At 70.4% G+C, this 16,586-nt stretch carries 14 protein-coding genes; 7 read left to right on the forward strand and 7 right to left on the reverse strand.

What is annotated here, in order from left to right; translation table 11 throughout:
• Nucleotides 1-10: 10 nt before the first annotated feature.
• Nucleotides 11-1,441 (reverse strand): MFS transporter, encoded by a 1,431-nt coding sequence (locus tag WA670_RS27355; protein WP_275291380.1) that lies wholly within the window; start codon nt 1,439-1,441, stop codon nt 11-13.
• A gap of 51 nt (nt 1,442-1,492) precedes the next feature.
• Here WA670_RS27355 and WA670_RS27360 point away from each other — a divergent pair, with 51 nt between their 5' ends.
• The gene (locus WA670_RS27360) at nt 1,493-2,215 is read left to right on the forward strand and encodes a TetR/AcrR family transcriptional regulator (RefSeq protein ID WP_037820749.1); all 723 of its coding nucleotides are present in this window, start codon (nt 1,493-1,495) and stop codon (nt 2,213-2,215) included.
• 74 nt (nt 2,216-2,289) lie between these two features.
• Here WA670_RS27360 and WA670_RS27365 read toward each other — a convergent pair whose 3' ends face one another.
• The 4 genes from WA670_RS27365 to WA670_RS27380 form a co-directional block, all read right to left on the reverse strand.
• Complete coding sequence (locus tag WA670_RS27365) at nt 2,290-3,087, reverse strand: sigma-70 family RNA polymerase sigma factor (protein ID WP_107051165.1); 798 nt, start codon at nt 3,085-3,087, stop codon at nt 2,290-2,292.
• Between the two features lie 393 nt (nt 3,088-3,480).
• On the reverse strand, nt 3,481-3,765 hold the full coding sequence (locus tag WA670_RS27370; protein WP_308196584.1) for a metalloregulator ArsR/SmtB family transcription factor: 285 nt from the start codon (nt 3,763-3,765) through the stop codon (nt 3,481-3,483).
• Between the two features lie 13 nt (nt 3,766-3,778).
• On the reverse strand, nt 3,779-4,141 hold the full coding sequence (locus WA670_RS27375) for a DUF5313 family protein (protein WP_037817763.1): 363 nt from the start codon (nt 4,139-4,141) through the stop codon (nt 3,779-3,781).
• A gap of 20 nt (nt 4,142-4,161) precedes the next feature.
• A complete protein-coding gene (locus tag WA670_RS27380; RefSeq protein WP_238604648.1) occupies nt 4,162-5,028 on the reverse strand; it encodes an RNA polymerase sigma-70 factor in 867 nt (288 codons plus the stop codon).
• 134 nt (nt 5,029-5,162) lie between these two features.
• Between WA670_RS27380 and WA670_RS27385 the strand changes: the two genes are divergently transcribed.
• Nucleotides 5,163-5,897, forward strand: a complete 735-nt coding sequence (locus WA670_RS27385) for an SDR family oxidoreductase (RefSeq protein WP_238604649.1) — start codon at nt 5,163-5,165, stop codon at nt 5,895-5,897.
• A gap of 39 nt (nt 5,898-5,936) precedes the next feature.
• Here the strand turns inward: WA670_RS27385 and WA670_RS27390 are convergent, their stop codons facing one another.
• Entirely contained in the window at nt 5,937-6,488 is a 552-nt protein-coding gene (locus WA670_RS27390; RefSeq protein WP_037817768.1) for an HAD family acid phosphatase, read from the reverse strand.
• 209 nt (nt 6,489-6,697) lie between these two features.
• The gene (locus tag WA670_RS27395; RefSeq protein ID WP_037817769.1) at nt 6,698-7,567 is read right to left on the reverse strand and encodes an oxidoreductase; all 870 of its coding nucleotides are present in this window, start codon (nt 7,565-7,567) and stop codon (nt 6,698-6,700) included.
• Nucleotides 7,568-7,719: 152 nt separating this feature from the next.
• Here WA670_RS27395 and WA670_RS27400 point away from each other — a divergent pair, with 152 nt between their 5' ends.
• The 5 genes from WA670_RS27400 (at nt 7,720) to WA670_RS27420 (ending at nt 16,570) form a co-directional block, all read left to right on the forward strand.
• Nucleotides 7,720-8,907 (forward strand): amidohydrolase, encoded by a 1,188-nt coding sequence (locus WA670_RS27400; protein WP_336159256.1) that lies wholly within the window; start codon nt 7,720-7,722, stop codon nt 8,905-8,907.
• Nucleotides 8,908-9,177: 270 nt separating this feature from the next.
• Entirely contained in the window at nt 9,178-10,533 is a 1,356-nt protein-coding gene (locus WA670_RS27405) for a serine hydrolase domain-containing protein (RefSeq protein WP_336159257.1), read from the forward strand.
• Nucleotides 10,534-10,593: 60 nt separating this feature from the next.
• Nucleotides 10,594-14,322, forward strand: coding sequence for a serine/threonine-protein kinase (locus WA670_RS27410; protein WP_336159258.1), 3,729 nt, complete (start codon nt 10,594-10,596; stop codon nt 14,320-14,322).
• A complete protein-coding gene (locus WA670_RS27415) occupies nt 14,319-15,599 on the forward strand; it encodes a hypothetical protein (RefSeq protein ID WP_336159259.1) in 1,281 nt (426 codons plus the stop codon). The genes WA670_RS27410 and WA670_RS27415 overlap by 4 nt, the downstream gene beginning before the upstream one ends.
• Nucleotides 15,596-16,570, forward strand: a complete 975-nt coding sequence (locus WA670_RS27420) for an alpha/beta hydrolase (RefSeq protein ID WP_336159260.1) — start codon at nt 15,596-15,598, stop codon at nt 16,568-16,570. The genes WA670_RS27415 and WA670_RS27420 overlap by 4 nt, the downstream gene beginning before the upstream one ends.
• Nucleotides 16,571-16,586: the final 16 nt, after the last annotated feature.

Consider the following 16,586-nt stretch of genomic DNA (forward strand, 5'->3'; position numbering starts at 1 on the left):
GTCGCTCGTTTCAGTGGGCGGTGTGTTTCGGGAGGAATCCGACGAGGGCCAGCGCCACGAGGTAGAGACCGGCGCAGAGGCCGAAAACCAGTTCAGCGGCAGGGATCCAGGACGGTGCGGCGGCAGGTCCGACGCGGGCGAAGAAGACCGTGCCGAGCGCGGCGACACCGATGGCTCCGGCGAATTGCTGGGCGGCGTTGAGCATTCCGGAACCGCTGCCGACTTCTTCCGACGTCGCGTCGCCGAGGATGAAATCGAAGAGCGGGATGAACAACAGCCCGGAACCGGCGCCGGTGACGAAGAGGGCGGGGGCGAGCTGCCAGATGGTGATGGCGGCGCCCCAGTGCGCGATCGACCACCACAGGGCGAGCAAGCCGACAACCGCGATGGCCAGTCCTAAGTGGAGGGACGCGCGCCCGAGTTTCGCGGCGAGCACCGCGCCGGACAACAGGGTCGCGATCGCGGTGCCGGCGGCCCAGGGGAGCAGCGCGAACCCGGATTGCAGCGGCGTCCAGCCGAGACCGGACTGCAGCAAGAGGTTCACGACGAGCACGAAGCCGCTGAGCGAGGCGTAAAACCCGCCGGTGATCAGCAGTCCGAACACGAAACCGCGCTTGGCGAACAGGGACGGTGCGATGACCGGGTGGCTGCTGCGGCGTTCCGACCTGGCGAAGAGGACGAAGGCGACGACACCGGCGGCCATCAGCACGTACGTCCAAGCAGGCCAGCCGAGTTCGCGGCCTTGGATGAGCGGGACGATGAGCAGCGCTGACGCGGCGGTGAGCAGGCCGACGCCGCACAGGTCGAGGCGGGCGCCGCGGTCCTCGCCGCTGTGTCGCGGCAGCACGCGCAGGGCGAGCAGTCCGGCGAGGATGCCGAACGGGACGTTGATCAGGAAAATCGAGCGCCATTCGCTGCCGAACAGGTTCAGGTGCAGCAGCCAGCCGGCGAGGATCGGCCCGGCGACGGTGGCCAGGCCCATGATCGGGCCGAACGGCATCAGGGCTTTGCGCAGCTGATCGGGCGGGAAGACGACCTTCACCAGCGCGATGCCCTGCGGGATCATCGCCGCGCCGAACAGGCCCTGGAACACGCGGGCCCCGATCAGGAACCCGGGGCCGGGGGCGAGGCCGCAGGCCAGCGACGCGAGGGTGAAGCCGGTCATGCCGAGCAGGAACAGCCTGCGCCTGCCGAGCAGGTCGCCGAGGCGGCCGGACGTCACGAGGCCGAGCGCGAACGCCGCGGTGTAGGCCGACAGCACCCACTGCAGGGTCATCGGCCCGCCGCCCAGGTCAGCGCGGATCGAGGGGCCGGCGAGGGCGGCGACGCTGGTGTCGATGAGGTCCATCAGATCGGCGATCACGACGACCGCCAGCACGAGCCACGCCTGGACCAGCGGAAGCGGCTCGGCGCGCGTTGACGAACTAAGTTCAGTAGTCACGAACTAAGTTCTAAATGACGAACTAAGTTCGTGTCAAGCTATAGTGACGCCATGCCCGCTGCCCCCCGAGAGCGCCGCGCCGCCCGGCACGCGTCCGCCGAGGCCCCGCCGAAACCGCGGAAAGAACCCATCACGGTCGACCGGATCACCGACGCCGCGCTGCAGGTCGTCGCCACCGAGGGCTACGACGCGCTGACCGTCCGCCGGGTCACCGCCGTGCTCGGCACCGGACCGTCCTCGCTGTACGCGCACATCGTCAACAAAGAGGACCTCGACGATCTGCTCATCGGCAGGCTCTGCGCGCAGATCGACCTGCCCGAACCGGACCCGGCGAAGTGGCGGCAGCAGGTCCTGGACGTCTACGGGCAGATCCGCGACCTGTACCTGAAGTACCCCGGCGTCTCCCGCGCCGCGCTGGCGATGGTGCCGACGCACCTGGAAACGCTGCGGGTCAGCGAAGGGATTTTCGCGATCCTGCTGGCCGGCGGCATCGAACCGCAGACCGCCGCGTGGGCGCTGGATTCGCTCACGCTCTACGTCACCGCGTACGCCTGGGAGCGGTCGCTCGTCCAGCAACGGCAGCAGCACGGCGGCGAGTGGGTGCTCAGCCAGGAGGAGTTGATGGAGCGGTTCAGCGGGCTCTCGGAGGAGAAGTTCCCGCACACCCGGCGGTACGCGGCGGAGCTGACGGCCGGTGCCGGGCATGACCGGTTTGCCTTCATGGTCAACCTGATCACGCAGAATCTGGCAAGCGGGGCGCCGGAAGGTGCGTGAGGGGAACCCTGAGGGAATCAGATTCCGTCAGGGTTCCCCTCACGCACCTCGCGGGCTGCTTGGCGCGGCTGGGGTTAGCGGGGTTCCGGGATCGCCGGGTCGCAGCAGCCGGTCATCCGGGGCAGTTCGCGGTTGACCTCGGCCAGTTCGGCGGCGACCGCGTGGCACTGCCCGCACACCGCGAGGTGTCCGGCGAGGACTCCGGCCCGGCGGGCGGGCAGGGTGCCGCGCAGCCACGCGCCCATCCGGCGGCGGACTTCTTGGCACTGCGGCAATTCCGCGTCCGGCACCTGGACTTGCAGGTACGCCTGCCGCAGTCCCTCTCGGGCGCGGCGGGCGAGCACCGCGACGCCGTTCGGGGAAACGCCGAGCACCGGCGCGAGTTCCGCCGGGGTGTTGCCCTCGGCGGACATCCGCCACAACACCGTGCGCCAGCGGCCGGGCAGGGTTCGGTACGCCGACCACACCAGCCGGTCTTCGGAGCGCATGACTGCGAGTTCGTCAGCGCCGCCGTCCAGAGTTACGGGTTCCGGAACCGTGGCGTAGAGATCGATGCGGTTTTCGTGGCGGCTCCACCGGGCGAAGAGATTTCGCATGGTGGCCACGAGATACGCGGGCGCGTTCGATTCCGGGCCGCCGCCCGCCGCGACCGTGCTGAGCACGCGGGCGAAGGCTTCGGCGACGAGATCGTCGCGTTCGGCTTGCTGGCGCACCAAACCGGCGGCGACGCGGCGCATCAGCGTGACGTGCCGCCGGAACAATTCCCCGCCGGCCTGGCAATCTCCGGCGCGCACGGCGGCGAGGAGTTCGGCGTCGGTGCGCGCGTCCTCGTCCTCCTCGGTGACCAGCGTGCTGCCCAGTGTCGCGTCCACCGTGCACCTCCCACCGGACCGGCCCACACCTCGTCACGCGGGACTACTGAAAGTAACTGGTACAGCAGTGTACTCCATATGCCGCCGAGGATCCGGCAGTCGGTCGCGCGATTCCGCACCGATCGCCGCTGTCAGCCGAACGAGGAAGTCCTGGCCGTTCAAGGACATTTCGTTCGGCCGCCGACTGTCCGAAGTGGAATATTGACGGATGGTCAGGAAAGTTTTCCGGCCAATTCGGTGAAATAGGGCGTCTTGGCCGGGTGGTAGTCGGCGAAGTCCGGCTTCGGCGTTCCATTGCCGCGCCTGGGGTCTCCAACAGCAGCGCCAGCCTCCGGGCGCCGGATTCGTCGGTGGCCGAAACAGTCAGTCGTCGCGACGGTCGAGCCGCTGCTGTCAGGCGGGCGGGGCGAGAAGCTGGGTGAGCCAGGCGGTGAGTTCGGCGAAGCCTCGCAGGTCGAGGGCGTAAAACCGTTGCCTGCCCACGAGTTCGTCGCGCACCAGCCCGCTTTCCCGCAGTACACGCAGATGCCGCGACACCGCGGGGCGGCTGATGGCGAAGCGCGCGGCGATTTCCCCGGCGGGCAGGCGCTGGTGTCGCAGGAGCGCCAGGATGTCCCGTCGCACCGGGTCGGCGATCGCGCTGGCGGCCAGGTCCGCAGCGGAAGCGTAACCCTGCAGTTACGCGACCGGCTCACGGCCAGGTCGACGCACCGCCGCGGCGTTTGCGGACCGCTTTCCCGGTGCCGGGCGGAAAACCGTGCTTGGTGAGCCGGACCTCGGCGAGTTCGTCGGCGCTGGTGACGGTGAGGAACAGGCTCAGCAGCAGGCTGATCAGCAGCGCGGCGACGATCATCCCGGCGGGCATCGGCGTGACCAGGGTGAGGACGACGTAGCCGGCGATCAGCCAGGGCAGCGCCTCGGCGAAGATCCGGAACGCGAAGCGCAGCACCCAGGTCTTCGCGGTCGCGTCGTACAGCACCCACTCGCGGTACTCCTCGGGGAGTACCCCGCCGTAGACGTAGTGCAGCCAGCGCACCGGGCCGGGTCGCTTCATCCCCGCCGGGTACCCCGGGCTCAGGCGGGATACGCCCCGAGCTTGGCCGGGTTCATCAGCCAGAACACGCGGTGGATGCCCTCCTCCGACGCCGTCGCGGTGAGCACCGCGGTGACGGTTCCGCCGTGGCTCACCACCGCCGCGGGCTGGCCGTTGGCTTCGCTCCAGCGCACCTCGGCGCCGGCCCAGAACCGGTCGGCGAACGCGCGGACGTACTTCGCCACCGTGGCCGCGCCGACCACTGGAATCCGCGTCGCGCGGACCGCACCGCCGCCGTCGGAGTAGCTGACGACGTCCTCGGCGAGCAGTTTCTCCAGCGTCGCCAGGTCGCCGGAGCGCGCGGCGTCCACGAACGCGGTGAGCAGCCGCCGCTGTTCCGCTGGTTCGACGGGCGCCCGGCGTTCCGCGGCGAGGTGCTTGCGCGCCCGGCTGACCAGCTGGCGCGCGCTCACCTCGGTGGTCTGCACGATGTCGGCGATCTGCTGGTACGGGTAATCGAACGCCTCGCGCAGCACGTACGCCGCCCGTTCCGTCGCAGGGAGCTTTTCCAGCAGGAACAGCACGGCGACCTCGAGCGCGGCGGCCCGCTCGGCGCCGAGCTGCGGGTCTGCCGAGGTATCGACGGGTTCGGGCAGCCACGGGCCGACGTAGGTTTCGTGCCGGGCGCGCGCGGTCTGGCTCGCGGTGATGGCCAGCCGGGTCGTGGTGGTGGCGAGGAACGCGCCCGGGTTGCGGACGGCCGAACGGTCGCAGGTCTGCCAGCGCAGCCAGACGTCCTGCAAGAGGTCCTCGGCGTCGGCGACGCTGCCGAGCATCCGGTAGGCGATCCCGAACAGCCGCGGCCGGACCTGCGCGAACACCGAGGCGGCCTCGGCGATTTCCTCCATCGGCGGCGCGTTCCTTCCTGTTCCGGCGGGCATTCGCGAGCTTAGCGGGCCGGGGTGTCACAACTCGGCGCGCTGTCCGGTCCTGACTGGCGACGCTCGCGGCGGCCGCCGCGGCGGGAACGGAGGGAACGAGCATGAAGATCGTCGTCATCGGCGGAACCGGGCGGATCGGCTCGCAGGTCGTGGGGCTGCTCGAGGGGCACGAGGTCGTCGCCGCCGCGCCGAGCACCGGCGTGAACGCCTTGACCGGCGAGGGGCTGTCCGGCGCGCTGCGGGGTGCCGACGTGCTGGTGGACGTGTCGAACTCGCCGTCGTTCGCGGACGACGACGTGATGGAGTTCTTCCGGCGTTCGACCGGGAATCTGGTCAAGGCGGCGAGTGAAGCTGGGGTGGGGCATTTCGTCGCGCTGTCCGTCGTGGGTGCCGACGAACTGCCGGATTCCGGGTATCTGCGGGCGAAGGTCGCGCAGGAGAAGCTGATCCAGGACAGCGGGCTGGACTACACGATCGTGCGCGCGACGCAGTTCCTGGAGTTCGCGGTCGCGATCGCGGACACCTCGACGGTCGACGGCGTGGTGCGGCTCTCCGACGGCGGCACGCAGCCGATCGCGGCGGAGGACGTCGCGGTGGCGGTCGCGCGGGCCGCGGGCGAGCCGCCGGCCGGCGGGATCGTCGAGATCGGCGGACCGGACGTGCTGCCGATGGACGAGTGGATCCGGCGGGTGCTGACCGCGCGGAAGGACCCGCGCGAGGTGGTGACCGACCCGGCCGCGAAGTACTTCGGGACGGTGCTGGGCAAGGACAGCCTGGTGCCCGCGGAAGGCGCGTGGCGGGGGAAGGTCGGGCTGGCGGAGTGGCTGGGCCGGTGAACGGCGATCCCGGTTCTCGCCGGGATCGCCGCTCGCGAGTTACGAAAGCTGGCCGTCGTAATCCGGGAGTTTGAAGCCTTTTTCGTAGTCCCCGCCTTCGAGGTCGGTGGACCGGTTGCCGATGTTCGCCGTGATTGTGTAGCCCTGGTCGGTCAGGTCCGCGCGGCAGCGTTGCTTGCCTTCCGCGGTGTGCTCGCCGGATTTGCGGGTGCAGATCGCGTCGATCGGATAGCCCGCATTGCCCAGCTGCGTGCGCGCCGAGGAAGAACTGGTCCGCGCCGTCACGAAGAGGACGGACACGTGGTGCTCGCCTGCCCATTGCGCGACCGCGAGCACCGGCCGGTTCGGTTCGCCGGGGTGGTATTCGGTTTCCAGCGACGTGTTGTCGATGTCCAGCACGATCGCCAGCCCGGACCCGCCTTGCGCGACCCGGTCGGTCAGCCACGGAATGGCCGGATCGACGGCTTCGCGCACGTCGGCCTGCCATTGGTCGTAGCTGGGCAAGTCGGCTGGCGCGGCCGAGGCGGTGGCAGGCGCGGCGATCAGCCCGGCGACGGCGAGAATGGCGGCGCAGGCGGTTTTGACGTTCATCGGCGCGTTTTCTCCTTAGCGTGGCGGAAAGTGCCGTCGAGCACGCTAATCGCGCGGGGGATTCCGGTGTACCGTCGTTCGTCGGTGAATATTTCGTTCGCGGAGGAGAATTCGCGGTCCGTTCACCGGGAGCTGCGGGGGAGTTTTCCGCCGCGATTCGGGGCGATGATTGTCGACGCGGGTTGACAATCATCACCCCGAATCCGCCGTTATCCGGCGATGGTGTCCAATTCGGCCAAGGCGTCCGCGGGCAGTTCCAGTTCGCCCGCCGCCACGTTCTCGCGCAGGTGCGCGACCGACGACGTGCCGGGGATCAGCAGGATGTTCGGCGACTGGTGCAGCAGCCAGGCCAGCGCGACCGCCTTCGGGCTGGCGCCGAGCCGGGCGGCGACGTCGTCCAGCGTCGAGGACTGCAGCGGGCTGAACCCGCCGAGTGGCCAGAACGGAACGTAGGAAATCCCTTGGGCGGCAAGGGATTCGATCAGCTTCTCGTCCCCGCGGTGCGCCACGTTGTACCAGTTCTGCACGGTGACCACCGGCGCGATCGACTGCGCCTCGGCCACCTGCTCGGCGTCGACCACGCTCACGCCGAGTTCCTTGATCTTGCCTTCCTGGCGCATTTCGGCGAGCGCGCCGAACGGTTCGGCCAGCGAACCCGGCACCGGCGAGTGGCCGTCCGGTCCGCCGCCGACGCGCAGGTTCACCACGTCGAGCGCCTCGACGCCGAGGTTGCGCAGGTTCGACTCGACCTGGTCGCGCAGCTGCGCGGGCGAACGCTCGTGGATCCAGCCGCCCTGGTCGTCGCGCACCGCGCCGACCTTGGTGACGATCTGCAGCCCGTCGTAGGGCGCGAGCGCTTCGCGGAGCAGTTCGTTCGTGACGTGCGGCCCGTAGAAGTCCGCCGTGTCGATGTGGTTCACGCCCAGCTCGACGGCCGTGCGCAGGACCGCGAGCGCCTCGTCGCGGTCGCTCGGCGGCCCGAACACGCCGGGTCCGGCGAGCTGCATCGCGCCGTATCCCAGGCGGGCGACGGTGCGCCCGGCCAACGTGAACGTCCCGCCGGGGAGGTTGTCGGTCAATGTTCCGCCCTTCTTTCCTCGCCGCGCCGGTGCCGTCGCGGCTGCCGTCCATGGTGCGGCCGGTCGCGCGGCGCGGCCAGTACCCCTCGGTCCTGGGAGTGTCAGGGCCAGGCTCACGGGACAGCTGTTCGGTAATTTGGTATACCATTAGCATGGCTTCTCTCACTGTGACCGGCGTGCGCCCGTGGGGCGGCGAGCCGGCCGACCTCGTCCTCGACGGCGACCGCATCTCCGACGTCCGGCCCGCGGGTTCCGCCCCGGTCGAGGGCGAGCGGATCGACGGCGCGGGGCTGCTCGCGCTGCCCGGGTTCGTCAACTCGCACGCCCACGTCGACAAGAGCTGGTGGGGCAAGCCGTGGGTCTCCTACGGCGGCGTCGCGAGCACCGAAGGCCGCATCGCGCACGAGCGGGCCGAACGGGACGCGCTCGGCATCCCGAGCGTCGAAATCGCCGAGACGGTGCTGCGCGAATTCCTGTGGCACGGCACCACCGCGGCGCGCAGCCATGTGGACGTCGACCTGGGGCTCGGCCTGCGCGGGATCGAGATCGTGCAGGAGGCCGCGGAACGGCTGGGCGGCGCGGTGGAGGTCGAGATCGTGGCCTTCCCGCAGGACGGCGTGCTGCGGCGGCCGGGTGTGCTCAAACTGCTCGACGAGGCCGCCGCGGCGGGCGCGGGGCGGATCGGCGGCCTCGACCCGGCGGGCATCGACCGCGACCCGGTCGGCCAGCTCGACGGGCTGTTCGAGATCGCCGAGCGCCGCGGCGTCGGCCTCGACATCCACCTGCACGACGGCGGTGAGCTGGGCGCGTTCCAGTACGAGCTGATCGCGGACCGGACCGTGCGCACCGGGCTGCAGGGCAAGGTCACCGTGTCACACGGCTTCGCGCTCGGCGAGGTTCCCCCGGCGCGGCAGGCGGCGCTGCTCGACCGGATCGCCGAGGCAGGCATCTCGCTGGCGACGGTCGCGCCGGTGCGGGTGGCGCCGCTGCCGTGGGCTGAACTGTCGGCGCGCGAGATCCCGGTCGGCCTCGGCACGGACGGGATCCGCGACCTGTGGTCCCCGTACGGCGACGGCGACATCCTGCAGATCGCGCTCGGTTTCGCTCGCTTGCACGGCTTGCGGAGGGATGAGGATCTGACGGCGGCGGTGGAGCTGGCGACGCGGCGGGCGGCGTCGTTCGTGGGCCGGGAGCGGCATGATCTGGTGCCGGGTTGCCGGGCGGATGTGGTGTTGGTGGCGGCGGAGAACGTGCCGGACGCGTTGATGCGGGTGCCGGTGCGGTCGTTGGTGATCGCGGGTGGCCGGGTGGTGGCGCGGGAGGGCGAGGTGCTCGTCTGAGGGGGTTGGCCGGTGGTTCTTCCGGCTTCGCCTCGCTTGCATGGCTGCCGGAGGGATGAGGATTCGACGACGCGGCGGGCGGCGTCGTTCGTGCGCCGCGGGCAACACGGTCTGGTGCCGGTGCGGTCGTGGGTGATCGCTGGTGGCCGGGTGGTGGCGCGGGAAGGCGAGGTGCTCGTCTGAGCAGTTAGTCCGATGCTCCAGTCGAGCGCGGATTTTTCCGCATCCTGAGACGAACTTTTGCTCCCGCCGCGGCGATACCTTCCCGGGATGGACAAGCTCGACGCTCTCCGCAGACGGCTGGAGCAGGACCTTCCCGCGCTGCTGGACCACCACCGAGTCCCCGCCGCGGTGATCGCGGTCGCGGTCGGCGAGGAGACCGCCACCGCGGCCGCCGGGGTGCTGAATCTCGGCACTGGCGTCACCGCCACGGCTGATTCGGTATTCCAAATCGGTTCGATCACCAAGGTGTGGACCGCCACTCTCGTGCTGCAGCTCGTAGACGAGGGCCTGGTCGATCTCGACGCTCCCATCCGGAACTACCTCCCCGGCCTCAAACTGGGCGACGCGGCCATCACCGTGCGCCAGTTGCTCAGCCACACCGCCGGGTTCGAGGGCGATCTCTTCACCGACACCGGTCCCGGCGACGACGCGGTGGAGAAGTTCGTCGAAACCCTCGACGGCGTCGCCCAGCTGTTCCCGCCCGGAGAGTTGTTCTCCTACAACAACGCCGGGTACGTCGTCCTCGGACGGCTGGTGGAAGTGTTGCGCGGCAAGCATTACGAGGACTGCCTGCGCGAATACCTCGCCGCCCCGCTGAAGCTCCAGCAGTTCTGCCCGAACGCCCTCGACGCGATCCGCTTCCGCGCCGCGATCGGGCATCTCGAACCCGAGCCGGGCGCGGACCTCGTGCCCGCGCCGTTCTGGTCGATGCTGCGGTCCAACGGACCGGCGGGGTCGTCGCTCGCGATGTCCGCGGCGGATTTGCTCGCGTTCGGCCGCATGCACCTTGCGGGCGGCGCTGGGGTGTTGAGCGCGGAGAGCACCGCGGCCATGCTGCAGCGGCAGGTCAGCCTTCCGCCGCTCGGCATCATGGGCGACGCCTGGGGCCTCGGCTGGGAGCTGTTCGACACCCCGACCGGCCAGGTTTACGGCCACGACGGCAACACCTTCGGCCAGGCGGCGTTCCTGCGGCTGGTGCCGGAAAGCGACCTCGTCGTGGCGTTGCTGACCAACGGCGGCGACGCGATGAGCCTGTACGCCGACCTCGTTCCGGCGCTGCTCAAGGAATTCGGCGGTGTCGAGGTGTCGCTGCCGCCCCGTCCGCCCGCCGAGCCGGAGCCGTTCGCCGCCGACCGGTATCTCGGCACCTACGCCAGCACGGTCGCCGATCTCGTGGTCTCCCAGGACGACGACGGCCGGGTCTGGCTGGAGCAACGTCCTAAAGGGACAGCCGCGGAACTGAGCGCCGCGAGCAAATCCGAACTGGTCTTTCTCGAAGGCGACACGCTGATCCTTCGCGAGGCGCAGGGCGGAATCTATCTGCCGCTGGTCTTCCTGGGCGACGACGGTTCGGGCCGCGCGCGATACGTCCATTCGGGGAGGGCGACCCGTCGCGCCGGGTGACCGGACGGCTTTGCCCGAACTGAACGATCCGGAGGCCGTTCCCGGGTAAGGTTTTACCTCGTGGCCGCTGATCTGGGGTGGAATACGGGGCAGACGGGCATCCACGCTGCCGACGGCCGCCTCCTCGGCGCCGGCGTGCTGATCGGCGGCCGGTACGTGCTGACCTGCTCCCGGGCGGCCCGCGACGAAACCGTTTTCCGGGTCGAGTCGGCGGGTTCCGCGGCGCTGGCCGGGCTGGTCCCGCCGCTCGCGGGCGCGCGCGGCGACCTGGCGCTGCTCGAACTGGACACTCCGGTGATCGGCGGCGCGACGCTCCGGCGGAAGGTCGGATCCGGGCGGGAAGTCCGGATCCACAGTCTTCCGCTCCGCCTCGGCTACGGCATTTGGGTACGTGCCACCACCGGTGCGGCCGACGGCGAACGGGTGCCGCTCACTCTGCTGGAGGGCGGCGTCGACCCGGACCTGTCCGGCTGTCCCGCGTTCGACCGCACCACCGGGCGGCTGCTCGGCATCGTGGTGGTCGACAGCGCGGTGCGGCTGGTTCCGGCGGACACCCTGCTGGCGTACTTCCCGCAGCTGCGCGAATGGGTGACCGACGATTCGGTGATCGAGGACCGGCTCGACGAACTCCTCGTCCGCACCGGCAGCCGGCCCGTGCCCGGGGACCTCCGGGTCTCGCTGCCGAAAGCGACGCCGCCGGACCCGTTCGACGCCGTGCTGCCCGACGCGGCGCTGCCGGAACGGCACCGGTTCTGCGGGGAATGCGGCAATCCGGTGGGCCGCGGCGAGGCCGGGCGGCCCGGCCGGGTGCGCGGCTACTGCGTGCGCTGCGGCACGCCGTTCACCTTCCTGCCGACGCTGGAACAGGGCACGGTCGTCGCCGGCCGGTACCGGGTGCTCGGCTGCATCGCGCACGGCGGGTTCAGCTGGATCTACCTCGCCCGCGACGAGGCCGAGGGCGGCCGGTTCGTGGTGCTCAAAACCCTGGTCGGCGAACGGGACCGCGGCGGCGCGCTGGCCGCCGCGCAGTCCGCCGTCGTCCCGCAGTTGCTGGAACTGGACCATCCGAACGTCGTCCGCACCCTCGCGCACGTCGAACACCCGGACCCGGAAACCGGCAGGCCCAGTGGGTATCTGGTGATGGAGTACGTGCGCGGCATTTCGCTGCGGTCGGTCCTCCAGCGCGCGAAGCGGCTGCGTCCGGAGCATGTCGCCGCATACGGGCTGCAGCTGCTCGAGGCGGTCGGGTACCTGCACGCTCGGGGATTGCTGTACGTCGATGTGAAACCGGACAACGTGCTGCAGGACGGCGATCGGATCACTCTCGTCGACCTCGGCTCGGTGCGGCGGCAGAACGACCGGGACAGCGCGATCGTCGGCACGCCGGGCTATCAGCCGCCGCGGTCCGAGCTGGACCGGGAGGGCATCAGCGTCCGGTCGGATCTCTACTCGGTCGGCCGCACCCTGGAAGAGCTGCTGCGGGAGTGTTCCGGGTCGTACGGCGGTCTTGGCCGGGAAATGCTGCAGGTGCTGATCGACCGGGCCACGGCAAGTTACGAGGACCGGTTCGCCACCGCCTACGACATGGCCGAACAGCTGCGCGGGGTGCTGCGGCAGCTGCTCAGCCAGCGCACGCGTGTGCCGCGCCCGGTCGTGTCGCGGGTGTTCGCCGAACCTCGCGAGCTCGCCGCGGCGGGGCTCGGGGTTCCGGAGTGGGAAGCCTGGGGGCCGGAACCGCCGTTGCGCGCCGACGATCGCCTGCGGGACGACGACGTGCGGGCCGCCTTGCCCATGGCCCTCTTCACCGCATCCGAGGAAGTCTCGGCGGCCTGGCGCAGCGCTGCGATCCTGCTGGACGCGGGCTCGCTGGACGACGCCGAGAACCAGTACCGGGAGTGCGCGCGGCTGGTGCCGGGCGAGCTGGCACCGTTGCTGGCGCTGGGTTTCTGCGCCGAACTGCGAGGGTTGGCGGCGGCCGCGGCGCGCTACTACGAAGCGGTGTGGGTGTGCGACCGGTCCATGGTCGCGGCGGCGTTCGGGCTTGCCCGGATCCGGCTCGGGCAGGGTGATCGGGTCGGTGCCGCCGCGGTTTTGGACGAAGTACCCGCGGCGTCGGGCTTGGCGGCTCGGATCGGCGCGGTGCGGGCGCTCGCCTCGCTCGTGCCAGGTGACACGGAACTGCCGAGCCTCGACGAAGCCGCTGCCGCGTGGGCTCGACTCGGCGAGCTGAACCTGGACGAGGACGCGCAGAGCCGGCTCACCGCGGTGGTCGCGGAAACGCTGCTGCGGCTGGCCGCCGAGAATCCCGCAGCTGCCACCCGGTTTCCTGACTTGCGCCAGGTGAAGCACGACCTCGCGCAGGTCTACTGGGAGCAGGCGAACCGGGCGTGGCCAGCGCTGCGGGACCATGCGGGACGGGTGCGCGGCCTCGAGGTGCCGCGACCGGTCTCCGCCGCGCAGCCGAAAGTCGTGGTGCACTACCCCCGTTACCTGCCGTCGCGCACCTCCAGCACGACCGTGAAGGTGACGGTCACGGCTGGCTCCGGCGGCGGTCCGATGCGGCTGTTCGTGCGGGATTCGCCGGGGTGCGTGGTGTACCGGGTCAGCCAGCTGGCTCCGCGGGAGTTGCAGAAACCCTTGCCGCAGCAGCGAATCAGCGAGGAAGGGCTCGATCTCGGGCACTGGGCGGCAGGGGAAACCAGGGAGTACGCGCTGAGCTTGCTCGTGCCGTCGGGGTTGGCGATCGAGCGGGACCATCAGCTGGTCGCGATGTGGGCGCAGCAGGGCGCGGTGCAGTCGGAGGCGGAGACCGTTTCCGTGCGGCTGACCGATGATCCGGCGCATCTCGCCCAAGCGCCGGTCGGTCCGCACCTGGGCCTGGGGGCTGCCGTGGATGCCGCGCTTTCCGCGTACCGCAACGGAAACCTGAGTGCCACGCTGGACGCGCTGGGTTCGGCGGTGGCGTTGGCGACCGCGCAGGGCAACGAGGCGGTGCTGGGCCGGTTACGGTTGCTGGTGGACGTCGTCGACGCGGAGAGCGGGCTGGTCAGCCTGCACGGACCGCTGGCTGGGGAAGAGTTTCTTTCGGAGCGGATTTCGGTGGCGTCGCCGCCGCCGGTCACTGCTGATGCCGCGAAGCCCGTTGAGGACATCCAGCTCGAAGGGCCGGAAGCGTCGGTTTACGGCACGGTGCTCAGCGCGCGGGTCGACTCGCGCCGGGTTGACTCGCGCCGGGTCGATTCCCGGCGCGTCGACTCGCGTCGGGTGGATTCCCGGCGCGTCGATTCCCGCCGGGCGGATTCGCGGCCCGCTACCTGGCGCACCGGCCGGACCGGGTATCCGGTGCCGGGCGAGGTTTCGGGGCTGCCGCCGTTCTCCTCCCGGCGGGTGCTCTGGGCGGGCAGACGGCCGCCGGACGCGACACCGCCGGACGACGGCCCGCCGCCGGGACCGGGCCTGCTGGAGGCGACCGTCGAATGCCGGTCTGATGATCCGGTCGTCGTCGGAAGGGCGGTCCGGGTCGCGGTTTCGGTGCGGCGCAAGGAACCCGCGAGTGCGCCGGCCGGTGTCGTGCGCGTCCGGGTGCTGCTCGACGCCGCGCCTGGGGCGGCCCAGCCGATGTCGCGGGTCGGCTGGATCACCGGCGACCGGCTGCGCGAGCCGGCGGAGTTCGACGTCGTCCCGGTCGCGCCGGGGCCGCTGCGGCTGGTGTTCCGGATCTACCGCGAGCACGACGCCCAGCTGCTCCTGGAAATCGCGGCCGCGCTGCCAGTGGAGGTGCTGTCATGACCCGTCAGCTGAGCGCCGAGGTGACCGTCGACAACACCGCCGGGCTGAGCCGCGTCGCGGTGCCGCCGTACAACCGCGCGCGGACGGTCAACCTGCGGTTCCTCGAGTTCCCCGGGGTGGCAGGGCTGCTCGTGCAAGCGTGGGGCAGCGCGTTCCCGGAGGACGGCGGCGGCGGGTACCAGGGCCGGATCGCGCACAGCATCGGCGAGCTGAACTCCCGGATCGACATCCTCCGCGAAACCTGGCAGCGGCACGTCGTGGACCTCGCCGAGCGGACCGAGCGCGGGCCGCGCCGCCACCCGTTCGCCGACGGCTGGGACCTGTCGCAACGGCCGGAACTGTTGCGCCGCGCCGGTTTCGCCCTCGCGGACGCCGGCTATCTGATGTACCGGCTGCTGTTCGCCGGTCCGGATCGCGGGCTGCAGCGGATCCGGGCGCTGCTGGAACTGGCGCTCGCCGAGGGCGAGAACGTGATCAGCATCGAATCGGACAGCCTGATCGTGCCGTGGGGCATGCTGTACACCTCGCCGCGGCGGCCGGACGAGTACCCGGACGACGAGAACTGGTCGCTCGCCGGGTTCTGGGGCTACCGGCACGTCGTGGAGCACACCTTCTCCCGGGTCGACGACTTCGACGCGCGGATCACCGTGGACGGCGGCAAACCGGTCGTCGGGCTCAACGTGGACCACGGCGTGGACCGGCAATTCCCGGACACGCCCTACATCGCGCCGGTGGTCGACTTCTTCCACGGCCGCGCCGAAGTCGTGCTGCGACCGGACAAGAAAACGCTCGCCGCGCATTTCCGCTGCCGCGATTTCGCCGACCACGTCACGTATTTCGGCTGCCACGGCAAGGTAAGCGGTTCCGGCGGCCTGATCGAACAACCGTATCTGAAACTCGGCGACGGCGAACGGATCTACGGCACCGATCTGACCGCGTGGCTGGAGGAAGCGCCGCTGCCGACGAAGCCGTTCGTGTACGTCGGGGCGTGCCAGGGCGGACAGGTGACGTCGGCGTTCTACTCGGCCTTCGGCAAAGCGTTGCTGGGCAACGGCGGACGCTGCCTGATCGGCCCGCAGATCGATCTGCCGCCCGCGTTCGCGTGCGAGTATTCGCGGCGGTTGTTCACCGAATTCATCGATACGGGCGCGAAACTGGGCGACATCGTGCGCTCGCTGGCGCGTGCGTTCGCCGACGAACACCACAATCCGCTCGGGCTGATGTTTTCGCTGTACCGCGGGATCGACGTGCATCTGTGGCAGGAAGGGCGACCGTGACCGAACCGGTGATCCTGGACCTCGACGAGCGCGGTGATTTCGTGGATCCGGAAACCGGCGAGCCGGTGCCCGCCGAGGCGGTGCCGCGTTTTCTGGCCCGGTGGCTGGAGGTTCCGGCGACGGCGACCGACATCGTCGTGTTCGTGCACGGCTGGCAGAACAACCGGGAGACGGCAGACCGGCGGGCGCGGCAGTTCTTCGGACTGCTGGAGGAACAGCACGCGGCTGGGTCTTACGAAGGACTCGGTGCGTGGCAAGGGTTTTACGTCATGGTGCGGTGGCCGTCGATGAGCAACCCGTTCCTGACCGGGTACCGGCGGATCCGCGACCGGGCGCATGCGATGACCACCGACGGGCGGGCCGCGGAGGCGCTCGGCCAATTGCTCGGATATCTGAACGCGGAACGCCAATTGCCCGGCAGCGCGCCGAGTTTGCGGACCGTCACCGGACAGTACCTGCATTGTGTCGGCCATTCCTTCGGCGGCCGGTTCGTCGTGGAAGCGGTGCAGGCCGCGGCGGGCGACGGTCCGCCGGTTCTCGGGTGGGATCGGGCTGACCCGCGTTATCCGTACACTGTGGACACTCTGCTGGTGTTCCAGATGGCGGCGCGGCCGGACATCTTCACCGGCCGGTTCGCTCCGGTGCTGCGTGCCGCGCCGATCAACGGGCCGGTCGTGCTGACCCGGTCGCGGTTTGACCGGGCGACCGGGTTGTGGCACCGGTTGGCGGAGGGCGTGCGCGGGATCGGGAACGTCGGGGTGAAGGCTCCGGCCGACGAGGTCGCGAACACGGTGCTGCACAAGGTATCGGCGGAGTACTCACGGTCCGAAATGGACCGGCGGATCGTCAATGTCGAGTCGGGGTGGCGGTTCCGGCGCGGGCGGTGGTGGAATCCAGCCGGGGCGCATTCGGACATCTGGTACCCGGAGTCGGCGCATTTGCTGCTGTCGCTGGCCGAACTGGCCCGCTGAACGGGACTCGGCAGTC

The organism is Amycolatopsis sp. VC5-11, assembly GCF_037034185.1.
GTDB classification, from domain to species: Bacteria; Actinomycetota; Actinomycetes; order Mycobacteriales; family Pseudonocardiaceae; genus Amycolatopsis; species Amycolatopsis nivea.

Excerpts from the sequence above, each read along its gene's own strand:
- WA670_RS27360 (WP_037820749.1), top strand. The coding sequence starts at position 1,493 with ATGCCCGCTGCCCCCCGAGAGCGCCGCGCCGCCCGGCACGCGTCCGCC.
- WA670_RS27375 (WP_037817763.1), bottom strand. The coding sequence starts at position 4,141 with ATGAAGCGACCCGGCCCGGTGCGCTGGCTGCACTACGTCTACGGCGGG.
- WA670_RS27380 (WP_238604648.1), bottom strand. The coding sequence starts at position 5,028 with ATGGAGGAAATCGCCGAGGCCGCCTCGGTGTTCGCGCAGGTCCGGCCG.
- WA670_RS27385 (WP_238604649.1), top strand. The coding sequence starts at position 5,163 with ATGAAGATCGTCGTCATCGGCGGAACCGGGCGGATCGGCTCGCAGGTC.
- WA670_RS27390 (WP_037817768.1), bottom strand. The coding sequence starts at position 6,488 with ATGAACGTCAAAACCGCCTGCGCCGCCATTCTCGCCGTCGCCGGGCTG.
- WA670_RS27400 (WP_336159256.1), top strand. The coding sequence starts at position 7,720 with ATGGCTTCTCTCACTGTGACCGGCGTGCGCCCGTGGGGCGGCGAGCCG.
- WA670_RS27405 (WP_336159257.1), top strand. The coding sequence starts at position 9,178 with ATGGACAAGCTCGACGCTCTCCGCAGACGGCTGGAGCAGGACCTTCCC.
- WA670_RS27415 (WP_336159259.1), top strand. The coding sequence starts at position 14,319 with ATGACCCGTCAGCTGAGCGCCGAGGTGACCGTCGACAACACCGCCGGG.